This is a genomic window from Paraburkholderia sp. GAS42, assembly GCF_050436565.1.
GTDB lineage: Bacteria > Pseudomonadota > Gammaproteobacteria > Burkholderiales > Burkholderiaceae > Paraburkholderia.
This window is the reverse complement of the sequence record NZ_JBNDML010000006.1, coordinates 32,800-58,015: the sequence shown is the minus strand read 5'-3', so window position 1 is coordinate 58,015 and position 25,216 is coordinate 32,800. Positions and strand designations below refer to the sequence as shown.

At 60.9% G+C, this 25,216-nt stretch carries 18 protein-coding genes; all 18 read left to right on the top strand.

All coding sequences use genetic code 11. From position 1 onward, the window contains the following. The first annotated feature begins 16 nt into the window (after positions 1-16). The 18 genes from rfbD (at position 17) to P3T16_RS11120 (ending at position 25,176) form a co-directional block, all read left to right on the top strand. Positions 17-922, top strand: a complete 906-nt coding sequence (gene rfbD / locus P3T16_RS11205) for a dTDP-4-dehydrorhamnose reductase (RefSeq protein ID WP_429342334.1) — start codon at positions 17-19, stop codon at positions 920-922. Between the two features lie 196 nt (positions 923-1,118). Then, positions 1,119-2,153, top strand: coding sequence for a GDP-mannose 4,6-dehydratase (gene gmd / locus P3T16_RS11200; RefSeq protein WP_429342333.1), 1,035 nt, complete (start codon positions 1,119-1,121; stop codon positions 2,151-2,153). Beyond that, positions 2,137-3,054: a GDP-mannose 4,6-dehydratase gene (locus P3T16_RS11195; RefSeq protein ID WP_429342332.1), complete on the top strand. Its 918-nt coding sequence runs from the start codon at positions 2,137-2,139 to the stop codon at positions 3,052-3,054. Before gmd (P3T16_RS11200) ends, P3T16_RS11195 begins: the two co-directional genes overlap by 17 nt. 241 nt (positions 3,055-3,295) lie before the next feature. Next, complete coding sequence (locus P3T16_RS11190; protein ID WP_429342331.1) at positions 3,296-4,711, top strand: mannose-1-phosphate guanylyltransferase/mannose-6-phosphate isomerase; 1,416 nt, start codon at positions 3,296-3,298, stop codon at positions 4,709-4,711. Between the two features lie 314 nt (positions 4,712-5,025). Then, entirely contained in the window at positions 5,026-6,915 is a 1,890-nt protein-coding gene (locus tag P3T16_RS11185; RefSeq protein ID WP_429342521.1) for a polysaccharide biosynthesis protein, read from the top strand. Between the two features lie 497 nt (positions 6,916-7,412). Continuing rightward, the gene (locus P3T16_RS11180; RefSeq protein WP_429342330.1) at positions 7,413-8,291 is read left to right on the top strand and encodes a Wzz/FepE/Etk N-terminal domain-containing protein; all 879 of its coding nucleotides are present in this window, start codon (positions 7,413-7,415) and stop codon (positions 8,289-8,291) included. Between the two features lie 203 nt (positions 8,292-8,494). Beyond that, the gene (wecB, locus tag P3T16_RS11175) at positions 8,495-9,616 is read left to right on the top strand and encodes a non-hydrolyzing UDP-N-acetylglucosamine 2-epimerase (protein ID WP_429342329.1); all 1,122 of its coding nucleotides are present in this window, start codon (positions 8,495-8,497) and stop codon (positions 9,614-9,616) included. Next, entirely contained in the window at positions 9,616-10,857 is a 1,242-nt protein-coding gene (wecC, locus tag P3T16_RS11170) for a UDP-N-acetyl-D-mannosamine dehydrogenase (protein ID WP_429342328.1), read from the top strand. Before wecB ends, wecC begins: the two co-directional genes overlap by 1 nt. After that, complete coding sequence (gene gmd / locus P3T16_RS11165) at positions 10,854-11,888, top strand: GDP-mannose 4,6-dehydratase (protein WP_429342327.1); 1,035 nt, start codon at positions 10,854-10,856, stop codon at positions 11,886-11,888. The genes wecC and gmd (P3T16_RS11165) overlap by 4 nt, the downstream gene beginning before the upstream one ends. 242 nt (positions 11,889-12,130) lie before the next feature. After that, positions 12,131-13,156: a glycosyltransferase gene (locus P3T16_RS11160; protein WP_429342326.1), complete on the top strand. Its 1,026-nt coding sequence runs from the start codon at positions 12,131-12,133 to the stop codon at positions 13,154-13,156. A gap of 96 nt (positions 13,157-13,252) precedes the next feature. After that, positions 13,253-14,488 carry an oligosaccharide flippase family protein gene (locus P3T16_RS11155; RefSeq protein ID WP_429342325.1) on the top strand — a complete coding sequence of 412 codons (1,236 nt, stop codon included), beginning with the start codon at positions 13,253-13,255 and terminating at the stop codon, positions 14,486-14,488. A 209-nt stretch (positions 14,489-14,697) separates the two neighbouring features. Next, positions 14,698-16,614, top strand: coding sequence for an asparagine synthase (glutamine-hydrolyzing) (gene asnB, locus P3T16_RS11150; RefSeq protein ID WP_429342324.1), 1,917 nt, complete (start codon positions 14,698-14,700; stop codon positions 16,612-16,614). Positions 16,615-16,637: 23 nt separating this feature from the next. Next, a complete protein-coding gene (locus P3T16_RS11145; RefSeq protein ID WP_429342323.1) occupies positions 16,638-18,773 on the top strand; it encodes a bi-domain-containing oxidoreductase in 2,136 nt (711 codons plus the stop codon). 79 nt (positions 18,774-18,852) lie between these two features. After that, positions 18,853-20,511: a heparinase II/III family protein gene (locus P3T16_RS11140; RefSeq protein ID WP_429342322.1), complete on the top strand. Its 1,659-nt coding sequence runs from the start codon at positions 18,853-18,855 to the stop codon at positions 20,509-20,511. Next, positions 20,508-21,695: a glycosyltransferase family 4 protein gene (locus tag P3T16_RS11135; protein ID WP_429342321.1), complete on the top strand. Its 1,188-nt coding sequence runs from the start codon at positions 20,508-20,510 to the stop codon at positions 21,693-21,695. The genes P3T16_RS11140 and P3T16_RS11135 overlap by 4 nt, the downstream gene beginning before the upstream one ends. Further along, positions 21,695-22,651 carry a UDP-glucose 4-epimerase family protein gene (locus tag P3T16_RS11130; RefSeq protein ID WP_429342320.1) on the top strand — a complete coding sequence of 319 codons (957 nt, stop codon included), beginning with the start codon at positions 21,695-21,697 and terminating at the stop codon, positions 22,649-22,651. The genes P3T16_RS11135 and P3T16_RS11130 overlap by 1 nt, the downstream gene beginning before the upstream one ends. A 39-nt stretch (positions 22,652-22,690) precedes the next feature. After that, positions 22,691-23,251 (top strand): sugar transferase, encoded by a 561-nt coding sequence (locus tag P3T16_RS11125; RefSeq protein ID WP_429342319.1) that lies wholly within the window; start codon positions 22,691-22,693, stop codon positions 23,249-23,251. Then, positions 23,248-25,176 carry a polysaccharide biosynthesis protein gene (locus P3T16_RS11120; RefSeq protein WP_429342318.1) on the top strand — a complete coding sequence of 643 codons (1,929 nt, stop codon included), beginning with the start codon at positions 23,248-23,250 and terminating at the stop codon, positions 25,174-25,176. Before P3T16_RS11125 ends, P3T16_RS11120 begins: the two co-directional genes overlap by 4 nt. Positions 25,177-25,216 lie beyond the last annotated feature (40 nt).

Sequence of the window (25,216 nt, the reverse complement as noted above, 5' to 3'; positions counted from 1 at the left end):
TTTCAAGGACGTCCTCATGGCCGATCTGCACGAACCTACCATTCTTGTGACCGGCTCCACGGGCCAGGTTGGATTTGAACTTCTGCGAAGCCTCCAGGGCTTGGGCCGGATTGTCTCGCCTGACCGGCAGGCTTTCGATCTGGCGAATTTCGATCAGATGCGAAGCGTTGTGCGCGAGCTCAAGCCCGCGCTTATCGTCAATCCGGCAGCCTATACCGCGGTGGATCAGGCGGAGACGGACGTCGATGCCGCGATGCGGATGAATGGTGAGGCGCCGGGCGTTCTGGCGGAAGAGGCGCGGCGCGTTGGGGCGGCGCTTATCCACTTCTCCACTGACTACGTGTTTGATGGCGCCAAGGATGGTGCTTACGAGGAAGACGATCCGACCGGCCCGCTCAATGTATACGGCAAGAGCAAGCTGGCGGGCGAGCAGGCAATCGAGCAGGTTGGCGGCAATTACTTCGTGTTTCGGACAAGCTGGGTGTATGGAACGCGCGGGCGCAATTTTCTGCGGACGATGTTGCGGCTTGCCGCGGAGCGGTCTGAGCTGAGTATTGTTGCGGACCAGGTGGGGGCGCCGACGTGGTCGGGCACGATTGCCGCGTTGACCGCGCATATCGCGACGCAGGCGCTGGGTGAACATCGCGCGGATGACGGATGGTGGTCGGAGCGCTCGGGTGTCTATCACCTGACGGCGTCAGGAATGACCTCTTGGGCCGGGTTTGCAGAAGCGATTTTCGAAACAGCGGCGTTACCCAGTCGGCCGACCGTGAAACCCATTACGTCGAACGAATACCCGACTCCAGCGAGGCGCCCGGCTAACTCCCGTCTGTCAAACGAAAAGCTGGCATCGACGTTCGGAATCCAGGCACCGGACTGGCGCGAGGCGTTGAAGTTGTGCGTAGCCGTTCTCCCCGTGTGACGGCTCGGATCCCGATGCCGGCGGGTCGCGAATTGCGATGCAGCGATGACCCTCGAAGCCCGGGAAAGAGCGCGTCGCAGCGCGGGCTTCCCGATTGGGCCGACCAAGCCCTCGGATATAATCGACCAAGACATTTAGTACAGCACTCACGGCTTGCGGCGTGACCGTCAAGCGCGGTGTTTTCAAGGAGATGGAATTGACGAGCGCAGTTGTAACTGGCATCACGGGGCAGGACGGAGCGTATCTCACGCAGTTACTGCTTGAACACGGTTACGAGGTCTATGGTGCCTATCGGCGCACCAGTTCAGTCAACTTCTGGCGTCTGGAAGAGGTTGGTGTAGTCAACCATCCGAAGTTGCATCTGGTCGAGCACGATCTGACGGACCTCAGTTCCACGATGCGCCTGATCGAAAAGGCCCAGCCGCGCGAGGTCTACAACCTCGCGGCGCAAAGCTTCGTGGGCGTTTCGTTCGACCAGCCCGTCACGACAGCCGAAATTACGGGTGTGGGCGCGCTCCATTTGCTGGAAGCGATCCGCATCGTCAACCGTTCGATCCGTTTCTATCAGGCATCGACCTCCGAAATGTTCGGCAAGGTGCAGTCGATTCCGCAGAATGAGGAAACGCCGTTCTATCCCCGTAGCCCCTACGGTGTCGCCAAGCTGTACGCACACTGGATCACGGTAAACTACCGCGAGTCATACGACATCTTCGGTTCAAGCGGCATCCTTTTTAATCACGAGTCGCCACTCCGCGGCCGCGAGTTCGTCACGCGCAAGATCACCGATTCTGTCGCGAGGATTTCGCTCGGCAAGCAGGACACGCTTGAACTCGGCAATCTGGATGCCAAACGTGACTGGGGCTTTGCTAAGGAGTACGTTGACGGGATGTGGCGCATGCTGCAGGCCGACGAGCCGGACACCTTTGTGCTCGCGACCAACCGCACCGAAACGGTCCGCGATTTCGTGGCGATGGCTTTCAAGGCGGTCGGAATCGAACTGGACTGGCGCGGACAGGCCGAGCAGGAGCAGGGCGTCGATGCGTCGAACGGGAAGGTTCTCGTGAGAGTGAACCCGAAGTTCTATCGGCCCGCCGAGGTCGAACTGTTGATTGGCGACCCCGCCAAGGCAAAGACGAAGCTCAAGTGGGAAGCGACAACCTCGCTCGAAGGACTGTGCAAGATGATGGTGGAAGCCGACGTGCGGAGAAACGAAATTGGTTTTTCCTTCTGATCCGACTCGCCGGCGTGCCCTTGTCACCGGTGTGCGCGGCTTTACCGGCGCGTACGTCAAGGACGAACTGCAACTCGGCGGCTACGAGGTAGTGGGTACGCTTGCCCGGGGCGATATAGCGGGCGCGAACGAGCATGCGCTTGACATCACGTCGCTGGATGAATGCCGCCGCGTGATCGACGAGGTGCGCCCAACGCATATCGTGCACCTCGCCGCGATCAGTTTCGTCGCACACGACGATGCGCTCGAGATGTATCGGGTCAACGTCCTGGGAACGCTGAATCTGCTGCAGGCATGTTCCGACGTCGGCCACCGGCCGGACAAGATACTGATCGTGAGCAGCGCCAACGTGTACGGAAACGCCGCGGGCGTTGTGGACGAGACAGCGCCCCCTGCACCGGTCAATCACTACGCGGCTAGCAAGCTGGCGATGGAGCACCTGGTTCACACGTGGTTCGACCGCCTGCCCATCGTGATGATGCGGCCGTTCAATTACACCGGGCGCGGGCAGAGCGAGCGTTTCCTGGTTCCGAAGATCGTGTCGCATTTTGTGGAGCGACGGTCGTTGCTGGAACTGGGCAATCTTGACGTCGCGCGCGATTTTTCCGACGTGCGTACCGTGGCGGCGACCTATCGCGCGCTGCTCGAGTCGTCGGTTACCGGTGAAACAGTCAATGTGTGCAGCGAGCGCCCCCGTACGCTCGAGGAAATCGTGGCGATGGTGAGGGAAGCTTCCGGGCACGATCTGGAAATCCGCGTGAATCCCGCCTTCGTGCGTGCAAACGAAGTCAAGAGCCTCGTCGGTTCGGCGAGCAGATTGCGCCGTCTCGTTCCCGGCGTGCCTGCAATTGACTTCGCGGAGACGATCAAGTGGATGGTTCGGGCCAACGACGTTGAGTGAACGCGTTCAGCCCGGTGGCAATCCCCTAAAGTCGTCGATGGCAGGGGTGAGGGCATAAGGGCGTCATGTAAAATGCCCGCTCTTTTTCTGAGTCGAAGTTGGGTGAGGCGCGGACAAGCAGGCTTGCTGCAACGTGCAGCAAGCCTTTGCGCCTCTCCAGCATTTCCATGAACTGTGTCCTGTGCTTCGGTGAGCGCATGGCAGACGCAGGGCAATCACTTCTACCGACCGTGAGGAATCTGTGAGTCTGACACCCATTATTCTGTGTGGCGGCGCCGGTTCACGACTGTGGCCGGTGTCGCGCGAGCTTCATCCCAAACCGTTCATGCGTCTGGCGGACGGACAGAGTCTTCTGCAAAAGGCGTTTCTTCGGGCCATGGCGCTGCCCGGCGTCGAGCACATTCTGACGGTGACCAACCGCGAACTGTTCTTCAAGACAGAAGACGAATTTCGCGAGGTCAATCAGGGTAACTGTGCCACGTCGTTCATTCTTGAGCCGTTCGGTCGCAACACCGCGCCGGCCGTGGCGGCGGCAGCCCTGCGCGTCGCTCAGGTGCAAGGCCCGGATTCCGTGATGCTGGTGCTTGCAGCCGATCACCTGATTGCCGATCAAGTCGCCTTCGCCGATGCAGTGAATCAGGCCGAAGCCCTCGCGCGGACGGGGCAAATCGTAACGTTCGGCATCCGGCCGGAGGGCCCGGAAACAGGTTATGGCTACATCGAGGTCAATGGCAACAACGTGGTCCGCTTCGTCGAAAAGCCGTCGCTCGAAAAGGCCCGCGAATACGTGGAGTCGCAGCGGTTCATGTGGAATTCCGGCATGTTCTGCTTTACCGCGGGGGCGATCCTGCGCGAGTTCCGGCAACACGCGCCCGATATTCTCGCCGCGACGGAGGCCTGTCTTGCCGGCTCGCGCGTCGCCGAAGCCACGGGCTGGACTCAGGTCGAGCTGGAGGCGAACGCCTTCGCCAAGGTGCGAGAAGACTCGATCGACTACGCCATCATGGAGAAGTGTACTGAAGCAGCCGTCGTGACGTGCAGCATCGGATGGAGCGATGTGGGCTCGTGGGCCGCCGTGAGCGAGCTGTCCGTGCCCGACGCAAACGGCAATCGGGTCGAAGGCGAGGCGTTGCTTCACGATGTAGCGAACTGCTACCTGGTGAGCCATGACCGTTTGATTGGCGCGGTCGGTGTGGAAGATCTGATCGTGATCGACACCCCCGACGCGTTGCTCGTGGCCAATCGCCATAGAAGCCAGGACGTCAAGCACGTCTATGCCGCTCTCAAGGCACAAGGACATGAAGCGCACCGGTGGCACCGCACCATGCATCGTCCGTGGGGCACCTATACGGTTCTGGAAGAAGGTCCACGCTTCAAGATCAAGCGCATCGAAGTCAAACCTGGCGGCCGTTTGAGCCTGCAGATGCACCATCATCGCAGTGAGCACTGGATCGTCGTGAGCGGCATGGCGAAAGTCGTGAATGGAGAGAAGGAAATGTTCATATCCACGAACGAGTCGACATACATCCCGGCAGGTCATAAGCATCGACTGGAAAATCCGGGTGTCGTCGACCTCGTGATGATCGAAGTGCAGAGCGGCGAATATCTGGGAGAGGACGACATCGTCCGGTTCGAGGACGTTTACGGGCGCGCGTGATCCGGCCAGGCAGCGGCGGCCTGCGGGCCGTCCCCGATGTGCGCACAAGCGGACCAGTGCGCGCGACTAGTCCACGCACCAGGGTGCCCGCGGGCGCGAAGGAAGATTCCAGCATGCGCTGGCTGCGGAACGTAATTCTTATCGCGATCAGGCACTTCGATTGCTCATCGTTCGCTAACTTCGGTTCCACACTTCAGATGCCTGTGTCCGCCCGTCTCTGTCCGCCGCGAAACCGGCCTTCGCCGGGACGACGACTGGCCGGAATCGAAGTAATCGCTTCTCCCTCCTGAGTTACCGGAGATAAAGGTATGCACATCATGAAATTCAAGGCCCGATGGCTTGCACTTAGCGCGTTTGCGTTCGATCTGTGCGCCGTCACGTTGGTCTGGCTGCTTGCATACGTCATTCGCTTCAACGGGCCGGTGCCCGCGGAGTTCTGGCACGGCGCACTGAAGGCGCTGGGATGGGTGCTGGTTACCTACGCCGTCATGTTTCGGTACTACGGCCTGTATCGCGGGATGTGGCTGTTCGCGAGCCTCCCCGACCTGATGCGCATCGCGAAAGCGGTGATCGTCGGGGCGCTCGTCGTCATGACCGGATCCGCGTTGCTTCAACCGCATCCCGTGGTCCCTCGCTCGGTGCTCATTTTGTCGCCGCTGCTCCTGTTTCTGGCGATGGGCGGCTCACGCGCGATATATCGCGCCGCGAAAGAGTTTTACCGGTACGGCGCTCTGGTCGGGCAGGGGATGCCGGTCCTCGTGCTGGGAGCCGGAACGGTGGGCGCGGGTCTCGTGCGCGAACTCAAGCGTTCCAGCGAATGGCGGCTAGCCGGACTGCTCGACGATGATCCAGTGAAGCACGGTCGCGAAATCGACGGTTGTCGTGTGCTCGGCCCGATCGGCGATCTCCAGAGAATCGCGACCGATCTGAAGGTCGAGCACGTCATCATCGCCGTACCGTCTGCGTCGGTGGAGGCGCATCGTCGGATCTCCACGCTGTGCGTGCGCGCCGGCGTGCGCGCGATGGTGCTTCCGCCGTTGACGCCGCTGACGCAGGGGCAGCCATTCCTGTCCCGTGTCCGTCAGATCGATCTCGAAGATCTGCTGGGGCGCGAGGCCATCAGCATCGACACAGCCGATGTCGAACAGCTTCTCAGGAACCGGGTCGTCATGGTCACGGGCGCGGGCGGTTCGATTGGCTCGGAACTCTGCCGTCAGATCCTTACCTACGGACCGGCGCAGCTTGTCGCCTTCGATATCTCAGAGTTTTCGATTTATCGTCTGAATGAGGAACTGCGTGACAAATTCCCCGGCGTGTCCGTTCTGCCCGTGATCGGCGACGTGAAGGATTCGCTTCTGCTCGATCAGGTGATGGGACGTCATTGCCCGCATATCGTCTTTCACGCGGCGGCTTACAAGCATGTGCCGCTCATGGAGGAAGTGAATGCCTGGCAGGCGGTACGTAACAACGTGTTGGGCACTTACCGGGTTGGTCTCGCGGCGATCCGTCACGATGTCGCCAATTTCGTGCTGATCTCTACCGATAAGGCAGTCAACCCGACAAACGTAATGGGCGCGAGCAAGCGTCTCGCCGAAATGGCCTGCTCCGCGCTTCAGCAAGGCAGTCATCGCACGCGCTTCGAGACCGTGCGCTTCGGTAATGTGCTTGGCAGCGCGGGCAGTGTGATTCCGAAGTTCCAGGAGCAGATCGCACGTGGTGGCCCGGTGACGGTCACCCACCCTGAAATCACCCGCTTCTTCATGACGATTCCGGAAGCCTCACAACTGGTCCTGCAGGCGTCCAGCATGGGACATGGGGGTGAAATTTTCATCCTCGACATGGGTCGGCCGGTTCGCATCGCCGATCTCGCGTACGACCTGATTCGCCTCTATCGATTTACCGAAGAACAGATCAGGGTTGTTTTCACCGGGCTCCGGCCGGGTGAAAAGTTATATGAGGAGCTGCTGGCGGACGACGAAACCACGGAGCGCACGCCGCATCCCAAGTTGCGGATTGCGCGCGCACGCGAAGTGCCGGCCGGCCTGATCGGCGATCTGCTGCCGTGGCTGATGCAGCATCGCATCCTGCCGGACGACGAGGTGCGGCGCGATTTGCGTCGTTGGGTGCCGGAGTACCAGCCGACGGCGCATGCGCCCTTGCAGAGCGTTCCTCAACGGCATCCGCCTCTATCGGACAGCGCTTGAGCGAATCAACTTGTGGTCTGCGGCGCGCGGCGAAAGTTCAGATTTTCGAAAGGTTTGTATGATAATCTCTCCGGCTTATGTATTTTTGGTATGTCACGACGAAGTGATCGTGCGAACCACGACGAACAGGGTTGATGCGGGGATCGGGAGACCTGTCTTGCAACCTGCGCGGCCGAACGGAAATCGCACGCCAACCCGCGGCATGTCACAAACCTCTTCAATCTCGTTGCATCGGACAGGATCCTCCTCGGGCAGCCAGTTTTCGAGTCCGGCCGATATCGGATCAGTGCTGGAGGCGAACCGGTCGTACGCACCGCTAAGGAGTATGGCGGGGCATGCTCAAGCCCCGGCCGCGATGCGATCCTGAATTTTATTTGCGCACTACGGGTGATCGCGACACTGTCGCTCCTCTTCATCGTTACGAGTTGCCGCGGCAGAATCAATCGAAATGTCCGTGGGATCGTGTAAAACCATTCGCTTTTTTTGAGAGATCAAAGATGCAGGAAGATTTCAGACGCGTGGCCGGTAGCAAGGATGTCAATGTTGCGGCGTTCAGCGATACGCTCTTACCGGATGTGATCCGGTTCGTGCGAGCCCAAGCGATCTGGATCATTGCAGCGCTCGTGATCGGCGGCGTGGTGGGCGGCGTCATTGCGAAGACCAAGCCGAAGCAATGGCAGGCTTCCGCGACCGTGCAGGTGGGGCAGGTGGGCTATTTTGATCCGCCGGGACAGGTTTCCGCGATCGAGTCGATTCCAAATGCGGTGGAGCGTTTTACCAGCGTCGTTACTCAAGGGTCTGAAGCTGATACGCTCAAGTCGTTCGCGGTTTCGCCCGACGACCTCGCCTTGATGCGCTCCACTTTTTCAGCGCAGGCTGTGCCGAATACCGGCTTTATCCGGCTCTCGGTCCGGGGCAATTCTGCTGACACAGCGAAAATCCTGATGCAGGCTGTGGAAGATCAGGTGATCGGAGTCCACGCGAAAATGATCGAGCCTGCCGTCGCCCGGCTGAAGGCAGCGGCGGCCCGCGTCGCCGCCGATACGTCGGACGTCTACAAACGCCGCGCCGAATTGCAGGCGCAGGCACAGGCCGCCGCGGGTAAGCCTGCTTCGGCCCAGGACGTGATGCTCAACTCACTGATCGACAAGGTGGATTCCGAATGGCGTGATCTCGAGACGCGCCGGCTGCAACTCGCGGAACAGCTGAGCGACGAGCGCACATTCGCTACGCGGCCGATCGGTCAGGTCGTGGTAGTTGGGCCGGTTTCGCCCCACGTGTCCTACTATGTCGCGGCTGGCATCATCATCGGACTGGCGATTGGAATCGCGATCGGCCTTCTACGTCACGTCATCAGCGTCGGGCGTCGGACGTAAAGGCGGCGCTACAGCGGGCGCCGTGCAGGGGTTACAAAACACCGACGCTACTCTAAAATTGGCAGCTTTCGGTTCAATCGTATCTACCCTTGAGCCGCTGTCGGCGCAAGGTAACGCTGCGGCGCGCATAGAGAGCGGGTGCATGCCGTTGGACCGGGCCGCACTTTCCGTCTCGCGCACAACAGTTCGATGGGCATATAGCAATGAAAGTCCTGGTAGTTTTTGGTACACGCCCCGAAGCCATCAAGATGGCGCCAGTGGTCGAAGTCCTGAAAGCCGATCCCCGGTTCGACGCCAGGGTTTGTGTGACGGCGCAACATCGGCAGATGCTCGACCAGGTGCTCGCGCTGTTCGATATCGTCCCCGAGTTCGATCTCGATCTCATGCGGCCGGGTCAAGATCTCACCGATATCACCGCGCGCGTGCTGATGGGCCTGCGAACGATCTTCGATCAGTGGCGCCCCGACCTCGTGCTCGTGCACGGCGACACCACCACGACAATGGCGACGGCGCTGGCTGCCTTCTATCAGCGGATCGCTGTCGGTCACGTCGAGGCTGGCCTGCGGACGGGCAACATCTATTCGCCATGGCCGGAAGAAATGAATCGCAAGATTGCCGGTGCGATTGCCGTGACGCACTTCGCGCCGACCGAAAAAGCCCGGGAGAACCTGCTGGCCGAAGGCATCGCCTCCGACGCGATTCATGTGACCGGAAATACGGTGATCGACAGCCTGCTGGAAGTGCATGCACGCGTGCAGCACAGCACGACGCTGCATGACGAACTCAGCGCGCGCTTTTCCTTCCTGCGCGACGACCGCCGTCTGATTCTCGTGACGGGTCACCGGCGTGAGAACTTTGGCGAAGGCTTCGAAAACATGTGTGGCGCGCTGGCGGATCTCGCGGCGCGTCCGGACGTGCAGATTGTCTATCCGGTGCACCTCAACCCGAATGTGCAGGAACCGGTTTCCCGTATTCTTGGATCGTTGCCCAACGTACATTTGATCGAACCACAGGACTACCTGCCGTTCGTCTATCTAATGGGGCGGAGTTATCTGATACTGACCGATAGCGGTGGCGTGCAGGAGGAAGCGCCTTCGCTGGGCAAGCCTGTCCTGGTCATGCGAAATACCACTGAGCGGCCAGAGGCCGTCGCTGCCGGCACCGTCCGTCTCGTCGGCGCGGACCGTTCGAAAATTATCAGCGAGGCGCAAAGCCTGCTGGATGATGCAGACGCATACGAAAGAATGGCACATGCTCATAACCCCTATGGGGATGGGATGGCCGCCAGACGTATCGTCGAAATACTTGCGAGGGAGATTGAATAATGGCGAACATCCGTTCGGTCTCGATGATCGGTCTGGGCTATATTGGACTGCCCACGGCTACCGTGATTGCGAGCAGAGGGATCAAGGTTTTCGGTGTAGACGTGCGTCAGCACGTTGTCGATACGATCAATCGTGGCGAGATCCACATTATCGAGCCTGACCTCGATCAACTCGTACACCGGGTCGTCAATGACGGATTGCTGGTGGCGAGCACCACGCCGCAGTCGGCCGACGCTTTCATGATTGCAGTGCCTACGCCGTTCAAAGGCGATCACGAGCCCGATCTCGCTTATGTCGAGGCCGCGGCAAAATCGATTGCACCGGTGCTGGCCGCGGGCAATCTGGTGATTCTGGAATCCACGTCGCCAGTCGGCGCCACGGAGAAGATGGCCCGTTGGCTCGCCGAGGCCCGCCCGGATCTGACATTCCCGCATCAGGCCGGTGAGGACGCGCAGGTGCAACTGGCGTACTGTCCTGAGCGCGTGCTGCCAGGACACATCCTTCGCGAACTTGTCGCGAATGACCGCATCGTGGGCGGCATGACGGAGCGTGCCGCCGAAGCGGCCGCCGGACTCTACCGCACCTTCGTAGAAGGCGAATGCCTGAAGACGGACGCCCGCACGGCCGAAATGGCCAAGCTGACCGAGAACGCTTTCCGCGACGTGAACATTGCATTCGCGAACGAACTTTCCCTGATCTGCGACCGGTTGAAGATCAACGTGTGGGAACTGATCCGGCTTGCCAATCACCATCCGCGCGTCAACATCCTGCAGCCCGGCCCGGGCGTGGGCGGCCACTGCATCGCGGTGGACCCGTGGTTTATCGTCGATTCGGCACCCGCAGAAGCGCGCATCATCCGGACGGCCCGTGAAGTCAACGATGGCAAGCCCGGCTACGTGGTCGACAAGGTGCGAGAGGCTGCGCGCGGCAAAACGGACCCAGTGATCGCATGCCTCGGCCTGGCATTCAAGGCGAATATCGATGACCTGCGGGAGAGCCCGTCGGTCGAAATTACGCGCCGTCTTGCCGAAAGCGGAATGGGTCGTATCCTCGCGGTCGAGCCGCATGTCGACGCATTGCCGAAGGAGCTTCACGACGGCGTGGAACTCGTCGCCCTCGAAGCAGCGCTCGAGCAGGCCGATGTCATCGTGTTGCTGGTCGATCATGAACAGTTCAAGCGTGTATCCTGGTCGAGCATCACGGGTAAGGCGATCATCGATACGCGTGGGATCGTCAATTGAAAAAGGCACTCGTTACCGGCATTACCGGGCAGGATGGCGCGTACCTTGCCGAGCGTCTGCTTGCGCTCGGCTATCACGTGTACGGTACATATCGCCGCTCCAGCACTGTGAATTTCTGGCGTCTGGCGGAACTGGGTGTGGAACACCATCCCGAACTTGACCTGGTCGAATTCGATCTCAGTGATGCGTCCGGGGTGATCCGGCTGCTCGCGAAGTGCCAGCCCGACGAGGTGTACAACCTCGCGGCGCAGAGCTTTGTCGGCGTATCGTTTGATCAGCCTGTCACGACGGCACACATCACGGCGCTCGGCGTCGTGAATCTGCTCGAGGCTATTCGCATCGTCAATCCGGCCATTCGTTTCTATCAGGCTTCGACCTCTGAGATGTTCGGCAAGGTGCAGGCAACGCCTCAGCTCGAATCGACGCCCTTCTATCCGCGGAGTCCCTACGGCGTCGCCAAGCTGTACGCGCACTGGATGACCATCAACTACCGGGAGTCGTACGGCATCTTCTGTGCGAGTGGCATTCTGTTCAATCACGAATCTCCGTTGCGGGGTAAAGAGTTTGTGACGCGCAAGATCACCGATTCGGTGGCCAAAATCGCGCTTGGCAAGCAGGACTGCCTCGAACTCGGAAACCTGGATGCGAAACGCGACTGGGGATACGCCAAAGAGTATGTCGAGGGCATGCGCCTGATGTTGCAGGCCGACAAGCCCGACACTTACGTGCTGGCCACGAATCGTACGGAAACCGTACGGGACTTCGTCACCATGGCGTTCAAGGCCGCGGAGATCGAACTGACGTGGCAGCGCGAGGGCGAAAACAAAGTGGCGCACGATCGGCTAACGGGCAAACAGCGCGTGCGCGTGAACCCGAAGTTTTTCCGTCCGGCGGAAGTCGACCTGCTGATCGGCGACGCAGCAAAGGCACAAAGGGAACTGGGCTGGCGCGCTGATACTTCACTGGAAGAGCTATGCAGGCTGATGGTGGAAGCGGACATGCGCCGGAACCGAAATGGCTTCTCCTGCTGAGGCGCACCAGCGGGCATTCGTTACCCCAACATCCGCGGACAGGCTGCCTGCGAGGGTCGGCGCTCCTGAATTCGAGCACGGTGGCAGAGCGGCGTGCCGCGGAAACTATCCGGCGCCCGGTGCGGGCCTCCGGCTGGCGGTCAGCTATTCCAGCGCGAAGCCTCCGGCACGCACTGCGGTCGATATTTCGTCGAGGCGCATTAGTCTGCAGACGCATCGAACAACTACCTGGTTCTAAAAGCATGCGAATCTGTTTTTTCGCGAATATGACGAATCACGCCAACTGGCGTGAAATGTTCGAGACGGTCGAGTTTTACAAGGTCGATATCGAAATCCTTCGCAGCCTTGGACACGAGGTTGTGCTCGCCGGCGACTTCAAAAGTATCGACAAGACCGCAGATCTCTACTATTGCTGGTGGTGGACGTACGCGTTCTATCCGCTCGCGCAGTCGAAGCTCAGACGTCGCCCGGTGATCGTGACGGGCGCATTCGACTACGACACCTGCCACAAGGTCATTCCTGGCCTGAGCTATCTGGACCGGCCGTTGTGGCAAAAGGTGCTGATGAAGTTTGCGCTAAAATTTGCGTCGCGAAACCTGTTCATTTCGGATTGCGAGTACAAGCTCGTTACCCGTCATCTGGGTGTCAACAACCCGATTCTTTGCCCGCTGGCGATCAACACGTCCTACTACCGTCCCGAACCTGCGCCGCAGGGCGACTATTTCTTCACGGTGTGCTGGAGTAGCGAGACCAATGCGATCCGCAAGTGCCTGGATTCGATCGTGGCCGCGTTTGGGGAAGTGAGCAGGACGCGCCCGGAACTTCGGCTGGTGATGGCGGGCAAGAAGGGCGATCACTATGAGGCGTTGGTCGATCTCGCCCGCAAGGCAGGCGTGGAAGATCGCGTCGACTTCGTGGGCATGATCTCCGACGAAGAGAAACTGCGCCACTACCGGCAGTGCCTCGCGTATGTGCAACCCACGCTATTCGAGGGTTTTGGCCACGCAATCGGCGAGGCGATCGCGTGCGGCGCCAAGGTGATTACCAGCCCTTCGGGCGCGGTGCCCGAGGTGGCCGGCCCTTACGCGCGTTATGTGACACCGAATGACGTGGCGGAGCTGGCGCAGGCTATGCTGGAACAGGCTGCAATGCCCGCCGATCCTGCCCGGCAGCAAGCTCAGTTGCGACATATCGAGGACAACTTCTCGATTGCAAAGCGCCGCGAGCACCTCGCCGGCATTCTTGATTCCGTGCGGATCGCGTGCTGATCGTCACAAGGACGACGCCCGACTGCAATAACCGACGATCCTTCTGACGTGTTACAGATTCGACAACTTCTTGACAGATATAAGGCCGTGATTGGAGTGCTGATCCTGACCGCCTGTATTCAGGGCGGCGTGATGATCTCGCAGTTCTTGGCCGCCTTCTATCTGAGCCCGAACCAGGTCGGTGTGATCCGGACCGTGGAAAGTATCCTGTCGATCGTCGTTCTCGGCACGTCCGTCGGCGCGCCGACGCTAGCCATTCGCGAGATCGCGGCGTTGCGCGACGACGACGAACGCTCGGCACTGCTCAAGCGCCTGATCAGCATGGAACTGATTGTCGGGGTGCTGGCCATTCTGGGCATGCTCCTCGTGCGCGGCCTGATCCACGGCGCCATGCTGCGCTACGCGTCGATGATCGCGGGCGTGGCGCTGCTGAGCAATACCATCCGTGTGATTGCCGCCTTCGTGCAGGGCACCCAGACTGCCGCGTCGTTCTCGGTGCGGGTCGTCATACTGTCGATCGCAGCGGTCAGCGTCGTCTGTCTGGCTTCCTGGTACGGTGGCGTCGAAGGGTGGGTGGTGGGCCGTTACCTCGGTGAAGGCGCGGTGCTGATCGGGCTGCTGTACGGTGTACGTCAGTACTTTGTCGGTACGGGCGGCCTCGGACGGAACACGTTGCCCGACTGGCATATCATTTCGCTCGGCATCACGGCCAATCTTGCACTGTTCATCCGTCTGCTCTGCGACAACCTGCCGATCCTGGCGCTGGCTGCCGCCAAGATTCCGACTGACCAGATCGGGTTTTTCGGGCTTGCGACGCTGGTCATGATGGGCCCCAACCTGATTCTTGCGGTGACCATGCAGGTTGAACTGCCGCGTGTGGTGTCCGTGTTGCCGGACAGGCACCTGGTGAGCGAACGCTTTCGGAAGCTGCTGAGCAACATGCTGAGCATTGCGCTTCTGTTCTTCGGCCTGATCCTGTTCGCGTGGGCCGTCAATCGCGAGTTTCTGCATCTGAGGTACACGCCGACCGTCGACGCACTGTTCATCATGAGCTTCGCCTTGCCGCTTAGGGCGATTACGCTTTCAATCGGCACCATGTTCACCGCGATGGGGAAGTACCGTTTTTCCGTGTATGTGAACATCGTCGAGCTGATTATCGTCGGCGGTTTTGCTTACCCGCTTGCGCGACACTTCGGCGTGAATGGCGCGATTCTTCTGTTTGTGGCGGGCGCAGTGGTGTCGATCGGTCTGCACGTCGGTGCGCTCAGGCTCTCGGGATTGCTTGACCTGTCCTACTATCGATTCTGGCAAGGAAAGGACGCGACGAATTGATCGGCTTCCGTTGCCGCTTCGATGAAAAATGTCCCTCAGCAAAGGACTTCGCTGACGAGACATCGGTTGTTCTGCATGAAGGGCGGCGTTGCACCGTTCTGTCGCACGCCGTTCCGGATCAAGACGGAACGGCACTGATCATGGCGCCCGGCGGTACTTTTGCGGGCACACCAGTGTTCCCACTTTGCACTTTAAGGGTGACCTGATTTATGTGCGGAATTGTCGGCTATTCCGGTTTCGACCGAACCGCGGTGGACTTGAGCGCGCTTGCCGGCTATCTCGGGCATCGCGGGCCCGATGATCGCGGACAGATTGCTTTTGAGGCTGACCGCGTCGGTCTCGCGCATCTGCGTCTCGCGATCCAGGATCTGACGGAGGCCGGCCATCAACCGATGGCAACGCGAAGCGACTCCACCGTCATCGTCTACAACGGCGAGATCTACAACACGCCCGAACTGGCGGCGGAACTGCGTCGGGATGGCATCCAGTTCCGTGGCCACTCGGACACGGAAGTGCTGCTGTACCTGTACGAGAAGTACGGTGAGGACATGCTGTCGCGTCTGAACGGCATCTTCGCGTTCGCGATTTGGGACAAGCGCAAGTCGCATCTGTTTCTCGCGCGCGACCAGCTGGGCGTGAAGCCGTTCTATTACGTTGCCGACGAGGGGCGTTTTGCTTTTGCGAGCGAAATGAAGGCGCTGCTGCGCGGCGGCCTTGCCGGTCGCGCACTCGATCCTCACGCAGTGCTGAGCCATCTAGGCTATCTGTGGTCGCCGGGCGAAAATACGCTCGTCGCGTCAGTGAAGAAGCTGGAGCCCGGCCACGCGATGATCGTGAAGGACGGGCGCATTGCGCGCAAATGGCGCTACTACGATCTGCCGTTCGGTCAGCCGCTGCTCGATCTGTCCGAATCCGAAGCGGCTGAGATGGTTGCTCAGAAGGTCGAGACTGCAGTGCGTCGCCAGTTGCTGTCGGATGTACCGGTCGGTGCGTTTCTGTCTGGTGGTCTCGATTCGAGCGCCGTGGTGGCATGCGCGCGTCGCGCGTTGCCGGACACGCGCATTCAATGTTTCACGATCTCTGTGCGCGACGGCTCGGTCGCCGACGAAGGGTTCGCTTCGGACTTGCCTTATGCAAAGAGGGTCGCGGAGCATCTGGACGTGGATCTCCATACCGTCGAGGTCGGCCCTGAAATGATGGATCGCCTCGAGCAGATGATCTATTTCCTCGATGAGCCCACTGCCGACCCGGCGGCGCTTAACGCGCTGTTTATTTCTGAACTGGCTCGCCAGCACGGCATTACGGTCCTGCTATCGGGTTCGGGCGGCGATGACATCTTCACCGGCTACCGCCGTCACTATGCGTTGCAGCAGGAGCGTTACTGGTCATGGATGCCGCAGCCGGCGCGGCGCATGATCGCCGCGGCGAGCGGCGCGCTGCCCGTGTCGTCGTCGACATTGCGTCGCGTCGGCCGTGCCCTGCAGTACGTAGACAAGAGCCCGGCAGAACGCCTCGCCGGCTATTTCATGTGGCTTGGGCCGGCCGCCGCGCTGAACCTGCTCGATCGTGACTTTGCGGCGACGCTCAGCCCGGTCTCGCTGACCCAGCCGCTCCTGACATCGCTCACGCAGTTGCCGCAAGGCGTGTCGGGGCTCAACCAGATGCTTTATCTGGAGTGCAAGCACTTCCTCGCCGACCACAACCTCAACTACACCGACAAGATGGGGATGGCGGCGGGCATCGAAGTGCGCGTGCCGCTACTGGACCTCGAACTGGTCGATTTCGCCGCCCGGCTGCCGCTCAATTTCAAGCAGCGCGGTCGCGAGGGCAAGTGGATATTCAAACGGGCCATGGAGCGGCTCCTGCCGCGCGATGTCATCTATCGGCCGAAGACCGGCTTCGGCGTGCCGCTGCGCGCATGGCTGCAGACGCGGCTACGTCCGCTGGTGGACGAGGCATTGTCGCCGGAATCGATCCGTCGGCGTGGCATATTCAACACCGAGGCGGTGGAAGCGCTGCGCCGTGCCGATCGTGAAAGGCGCGTCGATGGAACGTATCCGATCTTCGCGCTTGTCTGTATGGAGCTCTGGTGCCGGCAGTATCTTGACGGACGCTACCCCGTATAACCGAATCGCAACCTGCAAGATCAATGAAACAAATTCTCCAAAACATGGGTAATGGCGAGACGTCTCTGGTTGAGGCGCCCGCACCTCGAGTGTTGCCCGGGACGCTTCTGATCGGCACCACGCACAGTCTGATTTCGGCAGGCACGGAACGGATGCTGGTGGACTTCGGCAAGGCGTCGATGATCGACAAGGCGCGCCAGCAGCCGGAGAAGGTCAAGATGGTGCTGGACAAGGTCAAGACCGAAGGCTTGATGACAACCATCGACGCCGTCAGGAGCAAGCTTGACCAGCCGTTGCCTCTGGGTTACTGCAACGTGGGCGTCGTGCTGGAAGTCGGTGCGGGCGTCAGCGGTTTTGCAGTCGGCGATCGCGTGGCGTCGAATGGTCCGCATGCGGACCTAGTCCGCGTGCCAAAGAATCTTTGCGCGAAGGTGCCCGCCGAGGTAGCCAGCGAAGCTGCTGCGTTCACCGTACTCGCCTCGATCGGGCTGCAAGGCATCCGTCTGATCCAGCCGACGCTGGGCGAATACGTGGTGGTGACTGGCCTCGGCCTGATTGGCCTCGCGACCGTGCAACTACTTCGCGCACACGGATGTCAGGTGCTCGGTATCGACTTCGACGAGAGCAAGCTCGCTCTGGCACGCCAGTTTGGCGCACAGACATGCAACCCGGCGAACGGCGAAGATCCAGTCGCGGTGGCGATGGCATTCTCGCAGGGGCGCGGTGTCGACGGCGTGTTGATCACCGCGTCGACCAAGTCGAGCGAGCCCGTCAGCCAGGCGGCACAGATGTGCCGCAAGCGCGGACGTATCGTGCTGGTCGGTGTGACCGGGCTGGAACTGAATCGCTCTGAGTTCTATGAGAAGGAACTGAGCTTCCAGGTGTCCTGTTCCTACGGCCCGGGTCGCTACGATTCTGTCTATGAGCAGGGCGGTCAGGACTATCCGCTGGGTTTTGTTCGCTGGACCGAGCAACGGAACTTCGAGGCCGTGCTGGCTATGATGCAGTCAGGGCGGCTCGATGTGGCGCCGCTGGTGTCGCATCGTTACGCGCTGGAGCAAGCGGTCGAAGCCTATCGCGTGCTCTCCGACGACCGCAGCGCGCTCGGTATCGTCCTGCAATATCCGCACACGCCGGAATCGACCTTGAGGGTCGGCAAGGTTGCACTCGGCGCGGCACCTCAAGTGCAGGCGGACCCGAAATCGCCAGTACTCGGCGTGATCGGTGCGGGCAACTACGCGTCGCGTGTGCTACTTCCCGCGTTTGCGCGGGGTGGTGCGGTGTTTGACACCATCGTGACGAGCGCCGGCGTAAGCGGCGTTCATCACGGCAAGAAGCTGGGTTTTCGCAGCGCGGCAACCGATCGCTCTGGCGTTCTGCAGGCCGCCGATATCAATACGGTCGTGATCGCGACCCGGCACGACACGCACAGCCGCTTTACCGTCGAAGCGCTGCGTGCGGGCAAACATGTGTTCGTCGAAAAGCCGCTTGCGCTGACGCACGCGGAGATCGACGACATCGAGCACGCCTACCGTGAGACGCGCGCCAACGGGGCGCCACTGCTGATGGTCGGATTCAACCGGCGCTTCTCGCCGCTTGTGCAGCGCATGAAGCAACTGCTAGACGCAGTTCATGTGCCGAAAGTGTTCATCTACACCGTCAATGCCGGCGCTATCCCGGCCGATCACTGGACGCAGGACACGGCAGTTGGCGGCGGCCGCATCATCGGCGAGGCCTGCCATTTCGTGGACCTGCTGCGATACCTGACCGGTGCGAAGATCGACGATGCGTCGATCCGTCATATCGGCGGCGGCGATGAAGCCGGGATCAAGAGCGACAAGGCCGTCATCAACCTGACGTTCGAGGATGGGTCGATCGGCACCGTTCACTATCTGGCGAACGGCGGCAAGGCGTTCCCGAAAGAGCGCCTGGAAGTCTTTGCAAACGACGGCGTGCTTCAGCTCGACAACTATCGTTCGCTGCAGGGCTTCGACTGGCCTATGCGGCGCATCAAGCTGTGGAAGCAGGACAAGGGCCAGGACGCGTGCGCCACGGCATTCCTGGGCGCGATCAAGGAGGGCAAGCCTGCTCCGATTCCGTTCGAAGAGTTGATCGAGGTAGCAAGGTTGTCGGTCGACCTGGCCACGCAGGCTGCCTGAGCGCGTGATTCGCTGTAGCCGCGAACGCCGCCGGTCTGTCTACTGGCGGCGGATTCGTTGATATCCTGACCTTTCCGAAATGACGTCAAAACTTCTGCTATTTCACACGTTGCGCTATTTGCGCTGGGAGCAGATCGTATTCCGTATCGCCGCACGGTTTCGCAAGGTCGATGCGACGCCTGTGGCAGCTCCCCCGGTGACGGCTTGGTCGCATCCGTGGACGGGCACGCGCTACAAGGCGGCCACGCTGGCAGCCGACGATACGTGGACGTTCCTTGGAGAGTCGCACCGCGTCGAGCGCGCATCGGACTGGAACCACACGGCGTGGTCGAAGCTGTGGCTGTACAACCTGCACTATTTCGACGACCTCGATGCCGTTGATGCAGAGACCCGCGCCGCGCAACATGAGCACTGGGTGACGCGTTGGGTAACCGACAATCCCGCGTCTTCGGGCAACGGGTGGGAGCCATACACGCTTTCGCTGCGCATCGTGAACTGGATCAAGTGGCTGTCGACACATCCGGACCCGCAACCGGGGTGGCTGGACAGCCTCGCGCTGCAGGTCAGCGTGCTGCAGCAACGACTGGAATATCACCTGCTCGGCAATCACCTGTTCGCGAATGCCAAGGCGCTCGTGTTCGCGGGAACGTATTTTTCCGGAGATCTTGCGAAGAGCTGGGTAGAGAAGGGCGTTGCCATTTTCGACCGGGAGATTCCCGAGCAGTTTCTGGCCGACGGCGCGCACTTCGAGCTCAGCCCGATGTATCACGCCACCTTGCTCTGGGACTTGATCGAGTTGCTGGAACTCGCCCGTTGCAGCGGCCACGGGGCGCTGAAAAGCCGGGAGCCGGTCTGGCGCGAGTACGTGGCGCGTGGCCTCGCGTGGCTCGCCACCATGTGCCATGCGGATGGTGAGATTAGTTTTTTCAACGACGCCGCCTTTGGTATCGCGCCTTCACCGGAACAGGTCTACGGCTACGCCGCGCGACTGGGTTTTGCGCCGCCTGCCGTGGCACGACCGGCCGGCGATTACGTCCGGCTCACCCGCATGGAAAGTAGCGGATACGCGCGGATCGACTGGCCCGACGCCGAAGCCTTTATCGATGTCGCGAGGGTGGGGCCGGACTATCTGCCCGGACACGCGCACGCGGACACGCTGAGTTTCGAATGGTCCCTGCGGGCACAGCGCGTGCTGGTGAACTCGGGCACATCGCAGTATGGCGACGATGCCGAGCGCCAGCGTCAGCGGGGTACGGCTGCGCATAACACGGTGGTGATCGGCGGGGAGAACTCGTCCGAGGTCTGGGCCGGATTTCGCGTCGCCCGACGCGCCTATCCCACCAGGTTGACGTTCGCCAATACGGTCTCGGAAGTTCGTCTCGGCTGTGCGCACACCGGCTACCGGCGTCTTGCCGGTCGTCCCGTCCATCGTCGCGAATGGCTCGCCGTGCCGCACGCGCTGCGGATCACCGACACGCTGAGCGAACCCTCAGGCGACGCCGTCGCGTACTTTCATCTGCATCCTGATGTACGCGCGACGCTTGTCGCTGGCACCGTTCAGCTTGAACTGATGGACGGCGGCACGGTTAGCTTTCGCTTCGAAGGGGGCGCACCAACGCTGTCGGCCAGTACCTGGCATCCGCGCTTTGGCGAGTCGGTGCCGTCCACCCGCATCGTTGTACCGTTCCAGGCTGCCACCCTCGTCACGGTCATGAACTGGTCATCGGACATACCTTGAAGATACTGATCCTCAGCTTTTACTTCACACCGGACCTGTCAGCCGGTTCATTCCGCACGGCCGCACTCGTCGACGCGCTGGTGAAGGTCTTGCCCTCCGACGCGACCATCGAGGTCCTGACGACGCAACCTAACCGGTACGCGTCGTTCAACCAGACCGTGCCCGCCGAGGAAGTCCACGGCAAAGTCAGCGTGCGGCGCATTCCGCTTCCGTCGCACAAGAGCGGCATGGTCGACCAGGCCAAGGCATTTTTCGCCTACTTCAAGGCGGTGCGCGCGATCGTGCGCGGGCAGGGATACGACGTGGTGTACGCGACTTCATCGCGTCTGTTCACCGCGTTCCTTGGCGCGACGATTGCACGCCGCACGCGCAGCATGCTGTATCTGGATATCCGCGACATTTTCGTGGACACGATCAAAGATGTACTGCCGGGCCGTATCAGCAGCTTCGGCCTGCCGGTGTTTCGCCTGATCGAGCGTTTCACATTCAATCGGGCTGACCGCATCAACCTAGTCTCGGCGGGCTTCCTGCCGTATTTCCGCGAGCGGTTTCCAGACAAGCCGTACGACTGCTTTACCAACGGTATCGACGACGCCTTCCTGCACACGACGCCCGCCGGGGATGCCCAGCCGGCGCGCAGGCGCAGGCAGGTACTGTATGCGGGCAATATCGGCGAAGGCCAGGGTTTGCACCGGATTTTGCCCGGGTTGGCGAAACGTTGCGCCGATCAGTTCGAATTTCTGGTGGTGGGCGACGGTGGCCGGCGCGCGGCGCTGGAGGCCGCGCTCGCAGAAAGTGGCGTCGACAACGTAACGATCTCCGCGCCGGTCTCGCGTGCGCAACTGATCGATCTCTATGAGTCCGCCGACGTCCTGTTCCTGCATCTGAACGCGTACGAGGCCTTTCTCAAGGTCCTGCCGTCCAAGGTCTTCGAGTATGCTGCGCTTGGCAAGCCAGTGCTCGCGGGCGTTGACGGTTACGCGCGCGAGTTCATTGAAACGGAAGTCAACGGTGCCGCCGTGTTTCCGCCTTGCGACGTCGATGCGGCAGAAATCGCGTTGCGGGGGTTATCACCTGGTCAGGTGGATCGCCGGTTGTTCACGGAGAAGTTCAAACGTGCGAACATTATGGAGGACTTTGCTCACGTGCTAAAACAGGTCGCAATGCGACAAGGGGACGTTTGATGATGACCGTGGTGACGGGCGCAAGTGGCTTCGTCGGCAGCGCGGTATGTCGCGAACTGTCGCGCCGGAACGTACCGGTGCGCGCGGCGTCACGGGGCCGTCCGGACGATATCGGGAACGCCGGCTGGATGTGCAGCCCCGACCTCGCGACAGGCGCCGACTGGGCAGACGTCCTGCGCGGCAGCGATGTCGTCGTTCACGCGGCGGCGCGCGTTCACATCATGCGCGATACGAGCGCGGATCCGCTCGAGGCATTTCGCCAGGCCAACACGGAAGGAACCCTGGAACTGGCGCGGCAGGCCGTTGCTGCTGGCGTGTCGCGCTTCGTGTTCGTGAGCTCGATCAAGGTCAACGGCGAACAGACCGCGCTCGGCCAGCCGTTCGAAGCGGATGCGATCCCGCAACCTACCGATCCCTACGGGATCTCCAAACTGGAAGCCGAAGTGGGGCTGCGAGCGCTGGCGGCGCGCACGGGGCTGGAAGTGGTGTTCGTCCGTCCACCGCTCGTTTACGGTCCGCGGGTGCAGGCGAATTTCCGCGGCATGATGCGGTGGCTTGTGCGCGGCGCGCCATTGCCGCTGGGTGCGGTGGCCAACCGTCGCAGTCTGGTGGCGCTGGATAATCTCGTCGATCTGCTATGTATGTGTTGCGTGCATCCCGATGCGGCCAACCAGGCCTTCCTCGTGTCGGACGACGAAGACGTTTCGACCACCGAGTTATTGCGCAAGCTCGCCCACGCGCTGGGTCGCCCGGCAAGGCTGGTGCCCGTTCCGCCACGGATGCTGGAAGTGGCGGGGGCGCTTGTTGGGCGGCGCGATCTCGGCCAGCGTTTGTGCGCATCGCTGCAGGTCGATATCAGCAAGACGCGCAGCAGGCTCGGCTGGAAGCCGGTCGTGACAATGGAGACGGCGCTGAAGGAAACAGCGGATCACTTCCTGGCGGAGACTGCCCAATGACCGGGACATCCGGTCGGCATGGGTCACAAGTTAAGACATATGAAACGGATTTTTGATTTTTCGCTCGCGCTCATCGCATCGGCGATCCTGCTGCTGCCTATCCTGATCGTTGCACTGATGGTGCGCATGACCTCGCGTGGCCCTGTCCTGTACTGGTCGGATCGTGTAGGCCGCGAGAACAGGATATTCAGAATGCCGAAATTTCGTTCGATGCTAGTGAACACGCCTGCCGTTGCCACGCACCTTCTTGCGGACGCGAACAGTTTTCTGACACCTATCGGTAGCATGCTGCGTAAAAGCAGTCTCGATGAGTTGCCGCAACTCTGGAGCATCCTGTCGGGTGACATGAGTTTCGTCGGGCCGAGGCCCGCGCTGTTCAACCAGGACGACCTGATCGAGTTGCGCACCGAGCGCGGTGTGCATCATTTGCGTCCCGGCCTGACCGGCTGGGCCCAGGTGAACGGCCGTGACGAGTTGCCGATTCCTGTCAAGGTCAATTTCGACGCGGAGTATATGCAGAAGCAGTCGTTTGCGTTCGACTTGAAGATTCTGGTGCTCACGTTCCTCAAGGTAGTTCGCCGAGACGGGGTTTCGCATTGAAACTGTTTAATCGCGCGATTCGCTATATCGCCAACCAGCCGCGGGCTGTCAAAAGCCTCGTGATGCTGGTCGCGGATGTGATCCTGTTGCCGCTGTCACTCTGGACGGCTATCGGGCTGCGGCTTGATATGTGGTCGTTTCCGCAGATCCACGCGTGGTGGGTGTACCTGTTGCCTCCGCTCGTCACCATTCCGATATTCCTTCGTCTCGGCATGTACCGCGCCGTCGTGCGATACATGGAAGATCGCGTGCTGCTGATGATCACCGCGGCGGTCGCAATGGCTGTAATGCTTTTCGAAGGGCTGCTCGCGCTGCTGGGGCAGCCTCTGGTGCCGCGCGGAGCCGTGCTCATTTACGCGATGCTTGCAGTCATCTACGTCGGTGCGAGCCGCTTTCTTGCGCGTGCCGTGCTGGGGCGTCTTTTGCGGCTACGATTTCCGTTGCGCCGTCCGGTTGCGATTTACGGCGCGGGCAGTGCAGGGCGCCAGCTAGCGGTAGCGCTGCGCGCGGGCATCGAATACCAGCCGGTCGCGTTCGTGGACGACAGCCCTGCGGTGCAGGGGTTGCAGATCCTCGGGCTCAAGGTTTATTCGCGCGAGCAGATGGCGCGTATCGTCGTGCGACGGGGCGTGCAGGTGATCCTACTGGCGCTGCCTTCCGTCAGCCGCGCCCGCCGCATCGAGATCATTCGGGAACTGGAGCCGCTGTGCATCGAGGTGCGCGTGATGCCGGGCATGTCCGACCTGGTCGGCGGCGACGTACAGACGTTGGAGGTACGTGAAGTCGAGGTCGACGAACTGTTGGGTCGCGACATCGTTCCGCCGGATCAGGCTCTGCTCGATGCGAATATCCGGAGCAAATGCGTCATGGTGACGGGCGGAGGAGGCTCGATTGGATCGGAACTATGCCGTCAGATCGTCCAGCAGCGCCCTCGCATTCTCGTTTTGTACGAACAGTCGGAATTCGGCCTGTATTCCATCGAGCAGGAACTCCTTCAACTGATTGCGCGCCGGGGCTTACCGATCGAACTGGTGCCGGTGCTAGGGTCGGTCCAGAATGAGACGCGCCTGCGCGATATCATGTCGCGTTACGCCGTGCAGACGGTGTACCACGCCGCGGCCTACAAGCATGTGCCGATCGTGGAATTTAATATGACCGAGGGTATCCGGAACAACACCTTCGGCACGCGGTCCGCGGCCATGGCGGCAATCGACGCCAACGTCGAAACGTTCGTCCTGATTTCCACCGACAAGGCGGTGCGGCCAACTAACCTGATGGGCGCGAGCAAGCGCTTCGCTGAACTGGTCCTGCAATCCTATGCGCACGACACAGAAGTGAAAACCCGCTTCTGCATGGTGCGTTTCGGCAATGTGCTGGGTTCTTCGGGTTCGGTGGTGCCGCTGTTTCGCAAGCAGATCGCGGCGGGTGGGCCGGTGACTGTCACGCATCCGGACATTGTCCGGTACTTCATGACGATTCCGGAGGCCGCGCAGTTGGTGATCCAAGCGGGTGCGATTGGCGCGACCGGCGAAGTCTTCGTGCTGGACATGGGCGAGCCGGTGAGGATTATCGACCTAGCGCGCAGGATGATCCATCTGAGCGGATTCTCGGTGCGTGATGAAAACGACCCTGCCGGCGATATCGAGATTCGTTTTGCCGGTCTTCGTCCTGGAGAGAAGCTTTACGAAGAACTCCTGATTGGCGAGGACGTGGCGGGCACCAGCCATCCGAAAATACTGATGGCGAACGAACACTACATTGAGCGAGCTCAGCTTGAACGGTATCTCGCGAAGCTGGATGTGGCATGCGAGCGCAACGACCATGATGCAATCATCGAGGTCATGCGCGAATGTGTCTCCGGGTTCAAGCCGGAGGCCGAGATTCGCGATCACCTGTATGTCGGGAATCGTGAGATTTCGGTTTGAGTTCCTGCTGAAATTTGGCTTTCAGGAAGTCGCGTATAGC

What these genes read in the sequence shown, in the direction of transcription:
- P3T16_RS11130 (WP_429342320.1), top strand. Translation starts at nt 21,695, where the DNA reads ATGATGACCGTGGTGACGGGCGCAAGTGGCTTCGTCGGCAGCGCGGTA.
- P3T16_RS11160 (WP_429342326.1), top strand. Translation starts at nt 12,131, where the DNA reads ATGCGAATCTGTTTTTTCGCGAATATGACGAATCACGCCAACTGGCGT.
- wecB (WP_429342329.1), top strand. Translation starts at nt 8,495, where the DNA reads ATGAAAGTCCTGGTAGTTTTTGGTACACGCCCCGAAGCCATCAAGATG.
- wecC (WP_429342328.1), top strand. Translation starts at nt 9,616, where the DNA reads ATGGCGAACATCCGTTCGGTCTCGATGATCGGTCTGGGCTATATTGGA.
- P3T16_RS11145 (WP_429342323.1), top strand. Translation starts at nt 16,638, where the DNA reads ATGAAACAAATTCTCCAAAACATGGGTAATGGCGAGACGTCTCTGGTT.
- rfbD (WP_429342334.1), top strand. Translation starts at nt 17, where the DNA reads ATGGCCGATCTGCACGAACCTACCATTCTTGTGACCGGCTCCACGGGC.
- P3T16_RS11140 (WP_429342322.1), top strand. Translation starts at nt 18,853, where the DNA reads ATGACGTCAAAACTTCTGCTATTTCACACGTTGCGCTATTTGCGCTGG.
- P3T16_RS11125 (WP_429342319.1), top strand. Translation starts at nt 22,691, where the DNA reads ATGAAACGGATTTTTGATTTTTCGCTCGCGCTCATCGCATCGGCGATC.
- asnB (WP_429342324.1), top strand. Translation starts at nt 14,698, where the DNA reads ATGTGCGGAATTGTCGGCTATTCCGGTTTCGACCGAACCGCGGTGGAC.
- P3T16_RS11180 (WP_429342330.1), top strand. Translation starts at nt 7,413, where the DNA reads ATGCAGGAAGATTTCAGACGCGTGGCCGGTAGCAAGGATGTCAATGTT.